Annotated in this window: 15 protein-coding genes, 1 tRNA gene and 1 other annotated feature; of the genes, 8 read left to right on the top strand and 8 right to left on the bottom strand. The window is 50.4% G+C overall.

Annotation, left to right across the window (positions count from 1 at the left end; all coding sequences use genetic code 11):
* Positions 1 to 122: 122 nt before the first annotated feature.
* Positions 123 to 1,274, bottom strand: a complete 1,152-nt coding sequence (locus PaeBR_RS07555) for an IS110 family transposase (RefSeq protein WP_410512566.1) — start codon at positions 1,272 to 1,274, stop codon at positions 123 to 125.
* Between the two features lie 417 nt (positions 1,275 to 1,691).
* Between PaeBR_RS07555 and PaeBR_RS07560 the strand changes: the two genes are divergently transcribed.
* Positions 1,692 to 1,765, top strand: a tRNA-Arg gene (locus tag PaeBR_RS07560).
* 194 nt (positions 1,766 to 1,959) lie between these two features.
* Here the strand turns inward: PaeBR_RS07560 and PaeBR_RS07565 are convergent.
* The 6 genes from PaeBR_RS07565 to PaeBR_RS07590 form a co-directional block, all read right to left on the bottom strand.
* A complete protein-coding gene (locus PaeBR_RS07565; protein WP_410514238.1) occupies positions 1,960 to 3,825 on the bottom strand; it encodes an arginine--tRNA ligase in 1,866 nt (621 codons plus the stop codon).
* Positions 3,826 to 3,865: 40 nt separating this feature from the next.
* Positions 3,866 to 4,088: a binding site (T-box leader), on the bottom strand.
* A gap of 88 nt (positions 4,089 to 4,176) precedes the next feature.
* Complete coding sequence (locus PaeBR_RS07570) at positions 4,177 to 4,566, bottom strand: hypothetical protein (RefSeq protein ID WP_410514239.1); 390 nt, start codon at positions 4,564 to 4,566, stop codon at positions 4,177 to 4,179.
* A gap of 97 nt (positions 4,567 to 4,663) precedes the next feature.
* The gene (locus PaeBR_RS07575; RefSeq protein WP_410514240.1) at positions 4,664 to 7,924 is read right to left on the bottom strand and encodes an SNF2 helicase associated domain-containing protein; all 3,261 of its coding nucleotides are present in this window, start codon (positions 7,922 to 7,924) and stop codon (positions 4,664 to 4,666) included.
* Positions 7,914 to 8,636, bottom strand: coding sequence for a TetR/AcrR family transcriptional regulator (locus PaeBR_RS07580; protein WP_410514241.1), 723 nt, complete (start codon positions 8,634 to 8,636; stop codon positions 7,914 to 7,916). Before PaeBR_RS07580 ends, PaeBR_RS07575 begins: the two co-directional genes overlap by 11 nt.
* 57 nt (positions 8,637 to 8,693) lie before the next feature.
* Positions 8,694 to 9,725 (bottom strand): ABC transporter permease, encoded by a 1,032-nt coding sequence (locus tag PaeBR_RS07585; protein WP_410514242.1) that lies wholly within the window; start codon positions 9,723 to 9,725, stop codon positions 8,694 to 8,696.
* Complete coding sequence (locus tag PaeBR_RS07590; protein WP_410514243.1) at positions 9,722 to 10,453, bottom strand: ABC transporter ATP-binding protein; 732 nt, start codon at positions 10,451 to 10,453, stop codon at positions 9,722 to 9,724. Before PaeBR_RS07590 ends, PaeBR_RS07585 begins: the two co-directional genes overlap by 4 nt.
* Before the next feature lie 167 nt (positions 10,454 to 10,620).
* Here PaeBR_RS07590 and PaeBR_RS07595 point away from each other — a divergent pair, with 167 nt between their 5' ends.
* The 6 genes from PaeBR_RS07595 (at position 10,621) to PaeBR_RS07620 (ending at position 15,665) form a co-directional block, all read left to right on the top strand.
* Positions 10,621 to 12,063, top strand: a complete 1,443-nt coding sequence (locus PaeBR_RS07595; RefSeq protein ID WP_410514244.1) for a stalk domain-containing protein — start codon at positions 10,621 to 10,623, stop codon at positions 12,061 to 12,063.
* Positions 12,064 to 12,100: 37 nt separating this feature from the next.
* Positions 12,101 to 12,958 (top strand): phosphate ABC transporter substrate-binding protein, encoded by an 858-nt coding sequence (locus PaeBR_RS07600; RefSeq protein WP_410514245.1) that lies wholly within the window; start codon positions 12,101 to 12,103, stop codon positions 12,956 to 12,958.
* A gap of 88 nt (positions 12,959 to 13,046) precedes the next feature.
* A complete protein-coding gene (gene pstC, locus PaeBR_RS07605) occupies positions 13,047 to 13,994 on the top strand; it encodes a phosphate ABC transporter permease subunit PstC (protein ID WP_410514246.1) in 948 nt (315 codons plus the stop codon).
* Positions 13,991 to 14,872 carry a phosphate ABC transporter permease PstA gene (gene pstA / locus PaeBR_RS07610; RefSeq protein WP_410514247.1) on the top strand — a complete coding sequence of 294 codons (882 nt, stop codon included), beginning with the start codon at positions 13,991 to 13,993 and terminating at the stop codon, positions 14,870 to 14,872. The genes pstC and pstA overlap by 4 nt, the downstream gene beginning before the upstream one ends.
* A gap of 377 nt (positions 14,873 to 15,249) precedes the next feature.
* Positions 15,250 to 15,480 (top strand): hypothetical protein, encoded by a 231-nt coding sequence (locus PaeBR_RS07615; RefSeq protein WP_410515306.1) that lies wholly within the window; start codon positions 15,250 to 15,252, stop codon positions 15,478 to 15,480.
* Positions 15,453 to 15,665, top strand: a complete 213-nt coding sequence (locus PaeBR_RS07620; protein ID WP_410514248.1) for a transposase — start codon at positions 15,453 to 15,455, stop codon at positions 15,663 to 15,665. Before PaeBR_RS07615 ends, PaeBR_RS07620 begins: the two co-directional genes overlap by 28 nt.
* Positions 15,666 to 15,873: 208 nt before the next feature.
* Here PaeBR_RS07620 and hcp read toward each other — a convergent pair whose 3' ends face one another.
* Positions 15,874 to 17,529, bottom strand: a complete 1,656-nt coding sequence (gene hcp / locus PaeBR_RS07625; protein ID WP_410514249.1) for a hydroxylamine reductase — start codon at positions 17,527 to 17,529, stop codon at positions 15,874 to 15,876.
* Between the two features lie 128 nt (positions 17,530 to 17,657).
* Between hcp and PaeBR_RS07630 the strand changes: the two genes are divergently transcribed.
* The gene (locus tag PaeBR_RS07630) at positions 17,658 to 18,377 is read left to right on the top strand and encodes a Crp/Fnr family transcriptional regulator (protein ID WP_410514250.1); all 720 of its coding nucleotides are present in this window, start codon (positions 17,658 to 17,660) and stop codon (positions 18,375 to 18,377) included.
* Positions 18,378 to 18,406 lie beyond the last annotated feature (29 nt).

The raw sequence follows: 18,406 nt of genomic DNA on the forward strand, positions 1-18,406 counted from the left end.
CTTGCTCGATTTTGCCTCCAAGGTAAGTCATGCTCCGGCTTCCTGGCATTCATCTCCTTTCCTTTAGGGAGTGATTTTTCAGTGGTATACAGCGTCACATTGCAGTAGACGGACGGAGAGGGTTACCCGGCAAGCTTGGACTCCGGGACGGGGTTTCGGTCGTCCATCTCCAAAGCTCGGGCAATCGCCCATACAAATCCGGCAAGCTCCCGGGCAATGGCGGCTACGATCTTCGATTTGTGCTTCCCTTTTCCCAGCATGTTCATATATTTGCGGTGCAACCGGTTCTGTGCCTCCCAGGCCATCCGCTGCACCTCCGGCGGCAGTCCGGTGATCCGCTCGCGCAGTTTGCGGCGCACTCCCGGCGAGTGCCGGTAATGGTGGGCAGCTTCGACCAGCACCCGTCGCAAATGCGCATTACCGGCCTTGGTCAGCTTCCCCTGACTGCGGCTCACGCCGCTGGAGTGCTCGCTGGGCACCAGACCACAGTAACTCATGAATGAGGGGGCGCTGGCAAACCGCGTCACGCTGACCATCTCCGACACCAGCGTCGTGGCGGTGAGTGTAGCCACCCCTCGCAGCGCCTGAAGCGCTTCAATAAGCGGCGCCTGCGCATGGGTGTGGGAGAGAAGCTCGATCTCTTTTTCGTAACGCCGGAGTCGTTCTGCCGTTTCTCGAATGCTCTCCCGGTATTCCTGAAACACCATACGGTGGCAGGGACTCTCGAAGCGGAGGGTGTCCAGCCACTCTTCGTAGGCGAAGGTCCATGCCTTGACCTTGCTTGGGGGAGCGAGCTGCAAGCGTAGCAGAAACTTGCCCATGCGCTGCTTGTGGCGGTTCATATCTTCTTTTGCGTCCTCCCGGGCTCGAACGAGATCCCGGAGAGCTTCCTCCTCAGGGGATGGGATGTAAACACCGGTCAGCTCGCCGGCACGAAACAGCTGAGCCAAACGCAGCGCATCCCGCTTGTCGGTCTTGATTCGGTCGCCGGCCCGCTGAGGGATGAGGGAGGGAGCGACAACCGTACAGGAAATGCCGGATTCCAGCAGCCAGCGGTGAAGCATGTACCCGGTGGGCCCGGCTTCGTAGCAGACTTCCAGTTCCGCTCTGGATTCTCCGGAACCTTGCAACTGCTGCAAAAGCCTTAGAACACGTTCCCTGGTATGTTCGATAATCCCCCAGAAGCGGGGTTCGCTTCGGCCCTCGTCCGCGATGGCTACAGCAATTTTGGCTTTGGATACGTCTAATCCAATATACTTTTTGGCGATACTCATTAGTAAACCGACTCCTTTTTGTTTGTTAGCTCTGAATTGGAATCTTTGAGCCATTCACTCTTAGGATTTCCATTTCAACCTACGAGATAAACAAATTGCGATGTCGGTTTCGTTCATGATAACTATTATCGTGCTGATGTACTAAAAGAGAACAGAAGCGGACTGAGGTGACGCTAATTGTGGATTCAACGCCTTTTTTAGCCCGCTTTCAGCTAAATAAGGGCTTCTCTGACCGCCAAATACGAAATCGGGGGTATTTCAAGTCGGGTAGCGTCTCCTGGGTCCGCCAAAACGGTCTTGTGGATTTGACTTCCCCCCCACAAAACATAGTCGCTGCTCTATATCTTTACTGATCCAGCCTTGAAAAATCTGCAGCATGCGTTATAATAAATAACGTTGCCTTTAATACATAACTGTGTCCCGGTAGCTCAGCTGGATAGAGCATGCGCCTTCTAAGCGCACGGTCAGGGGTTCGAATCCCTTCCGGGACGTAAACAAAGGGGCTGTCCCATAAGTAGACTTCTCTACGAATGAAAACAACCCTTTAAAACGGTAAAAACTAGCCAGTCTCCGGATTATTGGAGACTGGCTAGTTTTTGTTTTTGAACTGTATGCCACCCGACTCCGAGGGTACGATAGCGTAGAAACGATAACCGCGGAGCGTCCGCCCAAAACGCCAACCTACCTACATCCGGCTCGGCGCGGGCAGCCCAAGCACCTGAAGCACATCCCCTAAAGTGTCTCTGAATCTCGAGGTCAGCCAGAGACGGAATGTTATGGAATCCTTATCACTCTTCAGGATCGGGCAAGCGGAATAGAAGTTGTTGAACAGCGCAGCCAAGGTGTGCGCGTAGTTGCAGATCGAATTCGGCGTCAACTCTTGGCTTGCCGAGTATAAGGTATCCTGCCAAGAGCTGAGATGTCTCAGCAGCGCAGCCTCCGCTTTTTCCAGATCAGCAGGGAATGGGAGAAGGGAAGCATCCGTTACAACCGGTAACGCGGCTTTACTCAAAACACTGCTCGCACGGGCATAGGTGTACATCAAGTACACCCCGGTATTGCCGGATATTTCTGTAGCCTGCCTGTAATCAAAAATAATCTCAGTCCCCAGATTGAAACGCAGCAGGTAATAGCGGATGGCGGCTGTGGCGATGATCCGGCTGGAAAGGCCGCTTTTATCCGAACGTGTATGTTCAATAGAGTTCTCCATGAGTTGAACCAGCTCGGTCACCTTAATGCCGACTCCTTGGCGGCCGGACATGGCGTATGAGGCTCTGCCGTCTGAGGTATCCATTCCCAGCTCGGCAGCAGAAGCCGGACTTAGTGAAACTACGCCATAGCTTACGTGATGAAGCTTATCAGCCTGATCCGCATACCCCAGTGCTTGCAAGGCCTGCTTCACCATCTGCTGCGGATATTCCTGTCTGTAGTCGATCACATTAATGACGATATCCCCATGTCCATAGGGCCGTTGGCTTCCAGTTAAGCCTGTAGTCCATAATCCTGCTGAAAACTCCTTGTACGAGAAGTCTTTTTCGAGCAATCCGAATTTCCAGAGATGATAGGCGATGTCTTTGGCGGTATACGTCAAAATGCCATTGGAGCGCACCAGCACCTTATCCATGCTATATTCTTCCGAATTCGCTTCGGCACCCTCCACAGTGGATTGCTTAAGCACCCAGCAGCCTGCCAGCTTGCCTTCGTTCTCCTGAATAAAAACCGGAGTCTGTGCCAGCAGCTGAAAAGCGGAAGACCAGAAGCCCTCCCTTACGATGCTGCTTTCCCATACAAGCAGGTCATGCTCAATTCCGAAACCTCGCATTTCTTCCACATGCTCTCTCACGATACGCTCAGCAGCCAGATTGCCCAGCCAGCCCTCATTGCTGCTGCCTTTTTCAAGGGCATGGAGTATCTCCGTGCGTTTATGTGTCATCTCCGGGTTCAGTGAATACTCCTTGTTTACCTGGGAATAAATGTCCCAGCAGTAATCGCCAAAGCGGACATGTTCACCTTCAAAAGGTACATTCAATAGTCCAACCACCGTGTCCGCCAGCTGATTCCCCAGGTCATCTATGTAGTTATGGATCTCCACCTGGTATCCCGTTCTTCTCAAGATTCTTACCAGCGCATCTCCGATACAGGAGTTTCTCAGGTGCCCGATATGCATCGATTTATTAGGGTTGACAGAGGTATGCTCAATGACGACCTTTTCCCGGGAGCCTTGCGGCAGCTCGAAGGAGCGTCCGGCCCACTCCTGCCAATGGATGTGCAAATTAATAAACCCGGGGGCGGCTACCTCTATCCGGTAGATAAGCCCATCTATAAGGCCTTGTAGTTGAAGCTCTCCCTTTACAAGCTCTGCAATGGCCATAGGGGGTTTGCGTAGAATCTTGGCAAGCTGCATAGCAATACTGCAGGAATAATCGCCATGCTCCAGGTTGACCGGCTGCTCAATCTGAATATTGATATCTTGGGGGCAAGCCACAAGCAAGCTGTCAAATACACTTCTTACGCTTTGTTCGAGGCTGTTCTTGATCATTTGACTTAACATTGGATAACCTCCCTTTTAAAATACAAAAAGCCCTCGTCTCAAAAGAGACGAGGGCTTCAGTGCGCTCGCGGTACCACTCTCGTTGCTAAACGGCAAAGTTTAGCCACCTTACAGGTTAACGGCCTTCCGCCGGGGCTTCCTACTATCCTTTCAGAAGTCCATCTCACGGGTGCGCTTCATTATGGGATCTGTACCGGCTTTCACTCTCCCGGCTCGCTAATAGACTAGATCCCGATAATTACTCTCCCGATCATCGATTCAATATTGATTTTTATCAGTATAACGAATTTAACGAAGAAAGCAATAGCTGTCATAAGCTAAGCCACTCATCTATTGCCGTCAAAGAGATTCTTAAGGAGTAGTAACGAAATTCCAATCACCAAACGGGAAAGCATGGTCGGGCACCAAGAGTCCGGCAGCATCTCTTCCTGCAGCGTAAATTGAAATGTCATTGATGAAAGTAGCGGCAGCCGGAGAGGAAACGGTAATAATAAAGCTCTGTACCGTTGTTGGGATATTGAAAGTTACTACACCGTCAGCTGCAGCAATAGCAAATGTGGTTGTGAAATACAATACTGCAGGCGAGCCTTCAGGTCCTGCGGCAACATTGCTATAAACATTGACAACGATCGGCTCGAGTCTAGCGGCAGTTGTATTAGAGATGCGCAGCTCGACGGATCGCGAATGGAAAGTAAGATCCGGGTTCAGGTTTACAACAGGTCCTAATGAATAAATAGCCATGTTCAGTCACCTCCTTCGTTCTTGATAATGTCAATTTATGAAATTTGCTACTATTTGATTGGATTAATAGTACGGTGTACGAAAAAGGGCGATTCTATTAAATCATCAAGATCTCCCGGATATCCTGCTCAGTTAAGGTGGACAGAGCTTCCTGCCCCGGCTGAATGACCTCATCGATCAGGTTTTTCTTCTTCTGCTGAAGCTCATACATTTTGTCCTCCACGGTACCCTGAGTGACGAGCCGGATGACCTGCACCACGTTCTTCTGCCCGATCCGGTGGGCCCGGTCTGCAGCCTGCTGCTCCACGGCGGGATTCCACCACAAATCATAAAGGATAACCGTGTCCGCTCCTGTCAGGTTGAGGCCAGTGCCGCCTGCCTTCAAAGAGATGAGGAACAAGTCACGTTCCCCCTCATTAAATTGATTACATAGCTCGACCCGCCGAGAAGCCGGCGTCTGTCCATCCAGGTAGAAATAAGGCACACCCTGAAGTCCCAGCTCCCTTCCAATCAGACCCAGCATCTCTGTAAATTGCGAGAAGACGAGCAGTCTTTTGCCAGAACTGCGGCATTCCTCAATAATCTCCAGCAGCTGCTCGAACTTGGCCGAGCTTCCGGTATACCCTTCGACGAATAAAGAGGGATGACAGCAGAGCTGGCGCAGGCGGGTCAGTCCGGCTAGAATTTTGATCCGGTTGGTGCGGAAATCGTCTCCGTTCAAATGCCTGAGCGCTTCCTTCTGCAGCTTGGCGAGATAAGCGACATATAGTTTCTTTTGCTCCGGCAGCAGCTCGGAGGCATGCAGCGATTCAATTTTATCAGGCAGCTCTTTCAAGACATCGCTCTTAAGCCGACGCAGCAGAAAAGGACGCGCGCGTTTGGCTATCGTCTCGCGGGGCATATCGTGAAAAGTTTTCTTCCCCGGGAACAGCTCAGGAAATACTGTGCCGAAGATAGACCACAAATCCTCCAGTGCATTTTCCACAGGCGTACCGGTAAGAGCAAAACGATAGCGGGCTTGCAGCGATTTTACAGCTTGGGCCGTTTGCGTAGCATGATTCTTAATGACCTGGGCTTCGTCCAGAATGAGTGTGTGGAAAGAGTGTACGGCATATAGCTCAATATCTCTGCGGAGCAGCGGATAAGAGGTAATGATTACATCCGCTCCCGCTGCATTCTTCAGCGCCCGGTTTCTCTCTGTCAAGCTCCCGTCCGCAATGACCGCCTTAATCTCCGGCGCGAATTTCTTGAGTTCATTATGCCAGTTGTAGATGAGAGAAGCGGGGGCGACAATAAGCGCAGGAATCCCGCCGTTCCGGATACCCGGCAGTTCGGAGAGCAGGAACGCAATGCTTTGCAGCGTTTTGCCAAGCCCCATATCATCGGCCAGAATACCGCCGAATCGGTAGTAGGCCAGTGTCTTAAGCCACTGGAATCCATACTGCTGATAATCCCGAAGCACAGGGACCAGACTTTCCGGCACAGGGAAATCCAGATTCTCGGGATTCCGCATGTTAGCCAGAAGCCTGCGGAACCCTTTGCCAAGCTTTACGGCATCCCTCTTCTCATGGGCTGAGGTCAAATGTAATCCGTGGACAACGGGCAGAGAAAATTGTGCTCCTGTGATATCATCCTTCCGGATACCCAGTTCGTTCATAAAAGTGATGATTTCCTGGAATTCTCCGCTCTCAAGCGGCAGCAGCGCCCCGTCCGGCAGCCGGTAGTACCTGCGCTTCTCCTCCAGCGATTTCAGTAACATAACAATCTCCGACTCGGGAATACCTCCCATATCGAACTTGAAATCAAGCCAGTCGGTCTTCTCGTTCCAATTCATAGTGACTTTGGGAGGCATCGTTCCCCTGAACAATCTTACTTTCACTGCAGAGGTAGCATAGATCGTAAGCAACTGTTCCAGCAGAGGAACCCTATGGTACAGGAAATCGTATTCGCCATCCTCATCGCTCATCATATATCCGCTTTCCGTTTTGGCGAAGGATTCATGATCCATCAGCTCCAGAATCCTGCGCTCCCCTTCACCGTCCCGCATAAGAATAATGTCTGTTGCGCGCTTCTGCCCTTTTTCGTCTAGTGGATTTATGACAATATCCCCATATTGAAACTCCAGTCCGGCGAGCAGCCGGTCTCTTAACCGGTCCAGATAGAGCCGGGCCTTAAGCCGGCCGTGAACCATACGATCGGCGATGGCATCAGCGATATGCACATGTCCCAGCTTTTTCAGCCCGGGAATCACCTTGTCCATAAAAGGCTCCATTTGCTCTGGCGCGATGTCGATCCCTTCCTGGCGGGAAGCTTCCAGCATCGTTTTCATCTCCACAAGACGCCTGCATTCCTGGAATGGCAGCTTCAGAAGCTTGCCTTCAGACACGACAAGACCATAGTCCTCTATGACCATAATCTTCTCCAGTCCTTGAACCTCAAAGAGGTAGCCTTCCCCCTCCGCCTGATCGAACTGAAAGCTTAGCGGCGGTGCTTCACTAGACAAGTGAATGCCTTCAAACAGCTGATCCCCCTGCTGAAAATAAACCGAGGGAGCAGCTGCAAGAGAGGGGAGGAGCGTTTCCCAGAAAAAAGGAGGGACAGGCAGCAGCCGGTCCCCGCCCATGCTTCCTCCATAAGTCGAGCTTACGATCATGCTGTCCCGGTACATGATTTCATTTAAAAAGATTTCAATGAGCTTCTGAAGTACCGCGTTGTCTTCCTTCTGAAAGCTGTGCTGAGCTGGATCATAGATGAAATGCTTCGAGAATTCAAAGGTTTCCCCGCGGTGTACACGGCCCAGAAAATCTCTTATTGTGTGAATAACATAAGGGCGTTTCAGGCCCACCTTCATTTCTATTCCCAGCATATGCCTGCCATTTCGGTGGGAGAGCGGCTTGCATATGAATTCCACACAAAGGGGCATCCTTGTATCCACAAAAGCTCCGGTACCGCTCGGCCGCAGCCGGCTGTTTCCGAACATCCCCAGCATGCTTTTGACGAGGTGCTGATTCCGTGCTGCCCCCCCGGTCCGCCCATGGCCATGCTCAAGGTCAACAATATTTATCAGCACAGCGGCAATATGCTTGCAGAAAGGTCCACCGTGATCATAAGCGGTACAGGAACAGTCCGCATGAACATCGCCGTCGCTATCGATTTCAACCCTCATATTATATTTTCTGCCCCTGCTCCCCTGAACAACAGCTGCGTACACAGACGGATTATTGGCGGGATTCACTTCATCTTTTTGCTCCTCATAGATCAAATCCACTTTTCCGGAACGGTAGTATGCTTGTCCCTCTTCAAAAGCGGACTTCCCGCAGAGCAGCTTGATGACCCGTTCAGACACACTAAAGCCCATAGTATGGTCCCTTCTGTGCCTCAACCGCACTTACGCCGTGCATAATAAACTTGATGGTCAGCTCAATTTCTTCCTCGTCATTCCATTCTTGATCAGGCATCAGCAGCAGCCGGGCCAGCAGAAAACCAACGACTGCAGAGACTGAGAACCGTATGATGGCAGGTGTCGGGACCTCAATAAGATCTCCCTTTTGCTTGAAGTGCTCCACAATGGATTCTATACGTTCCAGCACCTTGCTAGTAATATGTTCGATGAATTGTTCCCTGAGCGCAGGCTGGAAGGGGATTTCCTGAATCAGTATTTTGATGATTTTAAAGTTCTTGCGGGCGAACTCCAGCCGGTTTATAATAAATGCCCGCAGAAATTCGTCATAACTGCCGAAAGGCAAATCCAGGACGCCGTTAAAGTTCTTGATCACAAAAGGGGCGATCATCCGGCTCATCGCAGGGTCTACAATAGACAGCAGCAGGTCCTTCTTGGTCTTGTAATACCGGAAAATCGTTCCTTCCGCCACGCCAGCCTTTTGGGCAATTTCACTGGTAGCGGCAGCCGAATATCCCTTATCGGAAAATACCTCAATCGCCGCCTGCAAAATCGAGAGTTGCTTCGGTGTCATTTTTTCTTCTTTGCCGAGGCTGAGCAGCTCCTGAATCCACTGCTCACCCGTATCTTGAACCGTGGAATTCTTCTCCACATCGTTATTCTCTGTCATTGCGGCAGTCCCCCAAACATCATCCTGTCCGTACATATTAGCATAATGCTGGCAAGTTTACATTTTACGGTGCTTGCGGAGAGCGAGCACATTTAACACCATGAACAGCACCGAGAATCCAATCAGCACGTAGACGTCCAGAGCAATCTCGCTCCATCCTTTGCCGCGGATCATAATATTCATCATAGCATCGGCACCGTAGTAGAGGGGGGTAACAAGACCGACCCGCTGCAGCCACAAGGGCAGGGTGTCCAGAGGGAATAACCCGCTGAGGAAAATTTGCGGCACAACAATCAGTGGAATGAATTGGATCATTTGCAGCTCATTGGCCGCAAAAGCCGACAGCAATGTGCCAAGTGTCAGTGCCGTCATCGATAGAAGCAGCGTCATCAGCATGACATAGCCGAAGCTGCCTGTCATCAGGATGCCTAATACCTGAATGGAGAACCAGGAGATAAGCAGGGCCTGAAGCACAGTAAATATTCCGAAGCCGCATACATACCCGATGACGATTTCCCAGCGTTTCAGCGGAGTGGAAAGCAGGCGCTCAAGCGTACCCGTGGTCCGCTCCCGCAGGAAAGAGACACCGGCAATCAGGAAGACGAAGAAGAATACGAATACACCAATCATAATGGGGCCAAAACGGTCAATGGTCTTCATATCGGCCGATCCATACAGATAGCTGACAACCGGCTTCCCTTTGTCTTCCAAAGCGGGCAGTAGATCCCGGGAGGTCTGCTCAAGCACCATCATCACCGCCCGGTTCGCAGTAGGATTGCTTCCTTCCAGAACTACCTGAGTTGAGGCGCCTTCCAGCGTAATCAGGGCATCAAGGGTGCCCTCTTTTAACGCGGCCGTTCCCAGCTCTGCGGTGGAATACTTCTTTACCTCTACATCATGACCTTCAAGTGAAGCAGAGAGGTTAACCGCTTCGCCCGAAACGCCGATAACCGGCTGATAAGCATCCCCGTTAAACACCAGGCTCATCAAGCTCAGCACGATCAGGGGAGCGATGAACATGAGGGCCATCGTTCTTTTATCATGAATAAATTGCTGCAGGATACGCAGAGTTATTGCCCGGATTCTCATGGCCGCACACCTCCGTAGTATAGGAAAGCTTCCTCTATTGAAGCAGACCCTGTGGCGTGGAGGAGTCCATCAGGAGTGTCCACCGCCAGCAGCTTCCCGTCCCGGATCATGGCCAGCCGGCCGCATTTTTCTGCTTCATCCATAACATGCGTAGTCAGCACAATCGTAGTTCCCTTTTGATTCAGCGCTCTTAGCTCGTTCCAGATCGACAGGCGCAGCACCGGATCAATGCCGACGGTCGGTTCGTCCAGAATCAGCACCGGAGGCTCATGCAGCAATGCAATAGCCAGCGACAAGCGGCGCTTCATGCCGCCCGAGTATTGACCGACATTTTTGCGCATATGCTCCTGGAGATTAACCAGTTCCATAACCGCATCCATCCGGCGTTTGCGTTGTTCCCCCTTCAAACCATACAGGGAGGCGAAAAACTCCAGATTCTCTTTGGCGCTAAGCTCGGTGTAAAGTGCATCGGACTGGGCCATATACCCGATCTGCTGCAGCATGGCCAGCTTGGGCATTTTAACTCCCAATACATGGATCTCACCGGAGGTCGTTTCATCGATACCTGTGAGCAGCTTGACCAGTGTTGTTTTGCCGGAGCCGGAAGGACCCAGAATACCGAAGGTTTCCGCTTTTCCCACCTCAAGAGATATGCGGTCCAACACCAGCTTGCTGCCAAAAGCCTTCGCGACGTTGCTTACCTTAATGATTGGAGCATCTTTATCCATCAATGATCTCCTCGATTCCTAATTAATGAGTGAGCACTCACTCATTATTATAAATAAAACTTTACCCGTTGTAAATTAATATTTCCATAACATTCCTCTGCAACGCCATTTACAATTGGAGGCGACAATAACATTAGCAGTTACCTAGAGGAAAAGGGTGAATCGATTTGAAAAACAGTAAATGGGTAAGCGCAGCTTTAGCCTCTGCACTTCTTATCACAGCAGGAGTGGGCAGCGTTTCGGCAGCAAGTGTGAACAGCAGTGGGAAAACTTCAACTAACAAAAAAACTGCTATTCAAGCAACTGTCAAAGTAAAAGAAGGTACGGCTACATGGACAGTAAATGGTACGCCGGTTGCTTTCAAGACCATTGACAGCAACGGTTATAAGCTGTATTCGCTAAGCCAGGTGGCGGGGGAAATGGGCGCCGCATTAACATGGGGAGCAAACGGTATTGAACTGAACGACAGCCAAGGATTACATACGATTCAACTAAAAGCAGGCTCCAAAAGCTATCAGGTTGATGGGTCCCAGCAAACCTTTACCGTGGCACCTGTGGCTTATAAAGGTAAAATTTATGTGCAGCTTACGAAGTTTGTGCTTGGACTTGGCGGAGAATTGCAGACTAACCCCAACATTATTCTGAGCCCAGCACGCCCGGCAGGCGAATTTGAAACCATGCATTGGACCGCGGACGGAAGAATTATAGCCAATCAGGGTGATGCTGAATTTACTCAAATTTTCAAGTTCAGCACGGTTCAAGGAAATTATGAAACTTTCTCTTCCGACGAAAGAGCAACGGATTTCTCCGTTTCCCCGGACCAGACATGGGGTGCTTTTACGGATGATAAAGGCCAGATGAACCTGATCAATCTGTTAAATGGTGTGGTCAAGACACTGGGTACGGACACTTCCGTGAAGACGGATCTTACCTGGTCTCAAGACGGCAAGAAGATTTACTTCATCCAGGGAGACAAGCAAGAGAAGATCTCGCAAATCTCGGTAGAGACCGGTGTCGTTACGGAAGTACTGGCGGATAAAGTGGAGAACAAATCCGAGCTGCGCATTTCCGCAGACGAGAAGACGGCTGTATACATCGTTAACTTAACGGGTGTAGCCAAAAATGATGCCGACAGCACCGAGGATTCCCTTACCGTCGATTTCAGCAAAGCAGGAGAGCAGCTGTACAAGCTGGCGCTTGGAACCAAGGATGCGAAGCCGGTAGCTTTAACAACTACGCCGGATAACAAGCTCTACCCGGAAATTCTGGCTGACGGAAGCATCACCTACCTGAGTGCAGATCCGGATGGCAACACAATCAATACAATCAAAACGATAAAGGCTGATGCGGCGGTCTCCGACCTCACGCTTGATATCGAGGTTACCTGGTCGGCGAAGGTGAGCAGCGGATTGATTGTGGCAGGTACAGCCACAGACGGAAGCACACGCATCTATTCCACAACCCCGGCAGGATCCAAAACGGAGCTGTACCGCACAACCAAAGACGTAGCGGAAATCGCCGTATCGGATGACGGAAGCAAGCTCGCTATCATCATTGATGGCAAAATCCTGGTTATTCAGAATGGCAAAGCCTTGCAACTGACGAAATAATAAATTAACGGCGCAGAGCCGGGAGGAGAAACAACACATGAAGGTTTTCAACAAAATTACAGTAACGGCGCTTACAGCCGTGATCGCAGTATCAGCATCTTTTGCAGGAATAGCGGCAGCGGCAGATTCTTTGAAGGGTAAAATCACAGTGAACGGCTCCACGGCGTTATTGCCGTTGACGCTTCAGGCAGCGAAGGAATTTCAAAAGCTCCATCCAAAGGTGAGAATTGCCGCTTCCGGTAAAGGTTCGGTGACCGGGCCGCAAGCCGTGAAAAAAGGCATCGCCGATATCGGCGCCTGCGATTGGGACGCGAGCATCGACGTACCGGGCTTTAAAGCCTTCGACGGACAGGTAGCGAACAAGGTGGCCGTCATTCCTTTTGCTACGATTGTTAACAAAAATGTGGGTGTGGACAACCTTACAACAGAACAGCTTAAAGGCATTTATTCCGGCAAAATCACGAACTGGAAGGAAGTCGGCGGATCGGATGCGGATATCGTAGTCATTACCCGCGCCTTTGGCTCCGGAACACGTGTTAACTATCAAATGAAGGCTCTTGCCGGCGGCGACATCGTCAAGAAAGCAAAAAACTATAAAGAAACAGGCTCCAGCGGCGATATGAAGACCGCTGTAGGAACAACTCCCAACTCCATCGGGTATATCGATCTTGTCTATGTAAGCGGCGATGTTAAAGCTGTGAAATATAACGGCGTAGCAGCTACTACGGACAATGTAATCAACGGTTCTTACAAGATTTGGGCTTACGGTTACTTTATGACGAAAGGCCAGCCTACCGGTGCAACCAAAGAATTCATTGCTTATATTCAAAGCAAGAAGTTCCAACAAGGCTCACTGAAAAAGCTTAAATTCATTCCGATTTCGGCCATGAAGTAATAATAGTACATCCTAAAAGACTATATTGAACGGTAACAGCGGCCAGTCCCGGACAACATTGGGAGTGGCCGCTTACAGGAGGGAAAGTATGGGGTCACCAGTACACAACCTGGCAACCAAGATAAACGGCTCATTAAAAGAAGATCGCTCAGCCCGCAAACGTCACAGCAGGCATATGATAAGCAACGTGTTTTTCCGGTATTATTTTTTATTCAGCATTTTGGCGCTTTGCTTTGTTCTTGGACTGGTTACTATATTTATCGGAAAAACGGCGCTGCTTCTGTTCGGTCCGGTCTCTCCGGCGGATTTTTTCCTCTCCTTCAATTGGACACCGGAAGAAGAAGCCTTTGGAGCCGCTGCCTTTATTGTAAATACATTGTCGTTAACCGCGCTTACATTGCTGATAGCGGTTCCGGTATCCGTGGGCATGGCGGTGCTCTGCGCCGAAATTGCTCCCCAGTGGATGAAAACCTTTATTCGCCCGGTATTGGATCTGCTCGTAGGCATTCCTTCTATAGTATATGGCTACTTGGGCTTGACTGTACTTCTGCCCTTTCTGCGCAGAGTCAGCGGAGAAAGTCTGGGTGATGGTCTGCTGGCGGCTGCCCTTGTGCTGGCCTTAATGGTGCTCCCAACCATAACCCGGATCAGTGATGATGCAATTGTTGCCGTTCCGCGCAAATACCGCGATGCAGCCTATGCACTTGGCTCTACCAGGCTGCAGGTGATTATGCGTGTAGTGCTGCCTGCGGCAAGCCGGGGAGTTATTTCAGCAGTCATTCTGGGCATGACACGGGCGGTAGGCGAGACGATGGCTGTTGTAATGGTTATTGGGAATACGCCGCAGCTGGCGAAGACGCTGTTTACACCTGCTTCCGTATTGACCAGTAACATCGTGATGCAAATCTCCAATGTGGAGTTTGATTCCACCTGGAACTATGCGCTGCACATGATGGCTTTCCTGCTGCTTATGATCTCGTTTGTACTCATATTGATCATTCGGATATTAGGCAGAAAGAGGAGGGACAGCATATGAGCAGCTTTACACGTACCCGTCATACCGCGCGTGCGCAAAGGCGCGATAAGATCGCGACTATCGGATTCTATTGTCTCGGGGCTTTGGTGATGCTGCTTATTTTATGGCTGCTTTTTACCATCCTGGGCAAAGGCCTGCCAGGACTCAGACCTGATTTCCTGATTAAGCAGCCGGAAGAGATTGATGCAGGCGGGGGTATTGGCCCTGTACTGTTCAACTCCTTTTATATTCTGTTCATTTCGCTCATCATCTCTGTACCTCTTGGAGTCGGAGCGGGAATTTATATGGCGGAATATGCGCCTGACAATGGTTTTACCAGCGCTCTCCGGATGACTGTGGAGGCTTTGTCATCGGTGCCTTCTATTGTGTTCGGGATGCTCGGCTTGGCGATTTTTGCCGAGTATTTCCAGGTAGGACTGACTATTCTCGGCGGTGGAGTCAGCCTGGCGCTGCTTAATTTGCCGATGTTGGCCCGGGTGACGGAGGAAGCGGTGCGTGCAGTTCCGGGTGAACTGCGGGAGGCCGGATACGCACTCGGTACGACCCAATTTTATGTCATCAGCAAGGTTGTGCTGCCGGTGGCGCTGCCCGCAATTATTACAGGGGTATGTCTAGTAGCCGGACGTGCGTTCGGGGAATCGGCGGTTATTATTTTGACGGCCGGTCTCAGTACCTCCGGGGAAATGTGGGACTTCAATCTCTTCTCGCCTGGAGAGACACTCGCTGTGCATTTGTGGTACGTGCAATCGGAAGCAATCGTTGAAGATGCGCGGCAGATCGCCGATAAGTCGGCAGCCGTGCTCGTCATTGTTGTTTTACTCATTAATATGGTCTTCCGTTTGCCTTTGTGGTGGGGAAAACGGAGTCAGGGACGCTAATGTAACAGAAACGCCAAACGGGGGTGTCCCAGCAACCATTTGTATGGCTTTTGGGACACCCCTCTCTTTTGAGTAAAACTTAAGTAAGTGTTTAGATGGACGCTCCGCGAACGGACCGTTGCTCCAATCGCTGTGCTCTCCAGATTTTATTTATTTTTCTTAACGGTAAAAATCCGGAGACAGCATATGCTTTCGAAGAGAGCTTTCCTTCGGAAAGCTTTTGGGCGACCGCTGCCGCTTTTCCGCAATCGTTCCGTCCTCTCCGCTGCTTTTAGCGGAAACCCTTCCTCCCAAATCTTCTTTAAAATCACAAAAAGAAATCGCGCTCCTTTTAAAATGGAAGTGTCGAAGCCACCATTTTAAAAGGAGCGATTTCTTTGTACATCCAATATACCATGGACCACTTTTACCTGCCAATGGATTTAGAAAAAGATATTCCGTCAAATCACCTCGTTCGTGTCGTTAATACGGCCGTGAATCGGCTGGACGATTCTATCTTTGCCGTAGCCTATCCCGGTGGCGGCCGTGACAGCTATCACCCCCGGAAGCCCTGCGGTTTAGAAAACAGGCAAGGGAATTATTGCGGAGCGAAAATGGATATGCCCTAGCGGTTCGAAGAATGACAGAACCGGAGAGTGTGTTCGGGCAACTAAAGAATAACCGGGGATTCCGACGATTTCTGCTTCGAGGCATGGACAAAGTGACGCTCGAAGTCGGGTGGCTTTCCCTTGCCCATAACCTGCTGAAGCAGGCCGCTACAAATCGAAAACAAAAACTAGCCAGTCTCCAATAACCCGGAGACTGGCTAGTTTTTACCTTTTTACAGCTTTAAGTGCGAGATCCTGTCTCATTCGTAAATATATCTACTTTCAAGAAAATTGTATCCAAAATTGAAGGCCATTCAGTCGAACAAGTGAATTCCGTTACAATTTCAGATGCAATCCTAAACCTTGTGGGACAGCCTCGTTTTTATAATCGGTACAACTATAGATTTACATTCTTTATACCACAGCCATAAACTGTTCCATATCCGCATCCACTGTAGTAATGCCGCCGATGCCGAAATTATCAACCAGCACCTTGGCTACGTTAGGGGACAGGAAGGCCGGAAGCGTCGGGCCGAGATGAATATTTTTCACGCCGAGATACAGGAGCGCCAGCAGAACGATGACCGCTTTTTGCTCGTACCAGGCAATATTGTAGGAAATCGGCAGCTCGTTGATATCCTCTAGCCCGAATACTTCCTTCAGCTTCATTGCGATTACAACGAGAGAGTAGGAGTCGTTGCATTGGCCTGCGTCGAGCACGCGGGGAATGCCGCCGATGGCTCCCAGATCCAGCTTATTGTATTTGTATTTCGCACAGCCTGCTGTTAGGATAACCGCATCATTCGGCAGCGCAGAGGCGAAATCGGTATAATAATCCCGGCTCTTCATCCTTCCGTCACAGCCTGCCATTACGAAGAATCGTTTGATAGCTCCCGTCTGAACGGCTTCCACCACTTGATCCGCTACTCCCATAACGGCAGCATGGGCGAACCCGCCGATAATCTCGCCGGTTTCAATCTCTTCAGGGGCAGCGCATGACTTGGCCTGCTCAATAATCGCGGAGAAATCCTTCACTTTGCCGTCCGTTCCGGCCGGAATATGTTTCACACCGGGGAAGCCGGTATTGCCGGTGGTGTACAGTCGGTCTTTATAGCTGTCTTTCGGAGGCACAATGCAGTTCGTAGTCATCAGAATAGGGCCGTTGAAGCTGGCGAATTCCTCTGTCTGCTTCCACCACGCGTTGCCGTAATTGCCTACAAAATGGCTGTATTTCTTGAAGGCCGGATAGTAATGCGCCGGCAGCATTTCGCTATGGGTGTACACATCAACGCCTGTTCCTTCCGTTTGCTTGAGCAGTTCTTCCATATCCTTCAGATCGTGTCCGCTGATCAGAATGCCAGGACGGCTGCCAACACCGATATTCACTTTTGTAATCTCCGGATTGCCGTAAGTGGAAGTATTTGCCCGGTCCAGCAGCGCCATCACATCTACTCCGTATTTACCGCATTCCATGACAAGAGCAACCAGTTCATCCGCACCCAGATCATCGCTCAGAGTGGCTACCAGTCCTTTCTCCATAAAGGCATGTACAGTATCCTCGCGGTAGCCGAGAACGGAGGCATGCTCCATATAAGCCGCCATCCCTTTCAGGCCGTAAGTCAGCAGTTCGCGCAGGGAACGGATATCTTCATTGGCTGTGGAAAGAACGCCGACAGTAGCAGCCTTCTCATCCATTTCTTCATCGGTTCCGGGTACCCACAATGCTGCATCGTGGTTAGCGAAGGGTACCACCGCTCCCGAAGCGTTTAATCTGGCGTTCCATTGATTCCGCAGCACAATTCCTTCTCTTACTCTTGCAAGGAAACCGTCACGGTCAAAGTTGGCGTTAGTTATAGTAGCGAACATACTCTCTACAATGAACTTCTCCGAGGCTGCATCTGTGAGTCCCAGCTCCCGCCCCTTTACGGCAAAGATGGAGATGCCCTTCAGTGTGAACAGCAGAAGATCCTGAAGATTGGCTACATCGCTTGTCTTGCCGCAGACTCCCTGAATCGTACAGCCCGTTCCTTTAGCTGCTTCCTGACATTGAAAACAAAACATGCTGCTCATATAATCTCGCCCCTTTAAGGTTTTAGTGAAGCTTCCGCTTCCTTTACAGTTTAAATTGATTGTAGTAGACTATCTTCTAACAATCGGTAACCAATGTTACCAAATAGTATGAATTTGGAGGATATTTGATGAAAGCGAATCCCGTCGTGCTGCAGTCCTGTCTGTTTTTTCGTGGCAAGAGCGCCGAAGATATAACGGCTTTACTTCAAACCATGATCTATTCGGTCAACCTCTTCCATAAGAAAGAGCTTATTGTTAACGAAGGCGAGACCGCCGACCGGATCGGGATTGTCCTCTCCGGCCGGGTAGAGGTTCAGAAAATCCACCCTAACGGCAATAGCGTAACGATAGCCCGGCTGGAACAAGGCCAAACCTTTGGAGAAGCGGTTTTGTTCCGTAAAGAGAATATTTTCCCGGCTACCGTTGTTGCTCCCGATACCTGTTACGTTATGTTCATCAGCAAGCAGGAGCTACTGCGCCTGTTCGCCGCCGATATCGACATGCTGTCCCGTTATATGGAGAATCTGTCCGAGCGTCTTGTAATGGTGAACCAGAAAATCGAGATTCTATCAGCCGGAACGTTGCGCAACCGGATTGTATTTTATTTGCTGAAGCAGTCCGAAAAGCAGGATACAGGTATTATCAAACTTCCTTTTAGCCGAAAAGTCTGGGCCGAGCTCCTCAATACCACGCGTCCCTCGCTTTCCAGGGAACTCGCTTATCTCCGTGACCATGGATGGATCGACTTCGATGGCAGCGTATTGACCCTGCTCGAGCGGGACCGGATAGAAAGCTTGCTGCAAAGAAATCCAATCCAGAAACGATCATCAAAAAAGGCCAACCAGTAATTTCTGGTTGACCTAATAAAACGAAAGGG

Source organism: Paenibacillus sp. BR2-3 (genome assembly GCF_046529485.1).
In the GTDB taxonomy this organism is placed as follows: Bacteria; Bacillota; Bacilli; order Paenibacillales; family Paenibacillaceae; genus Paenibacillus_AQ.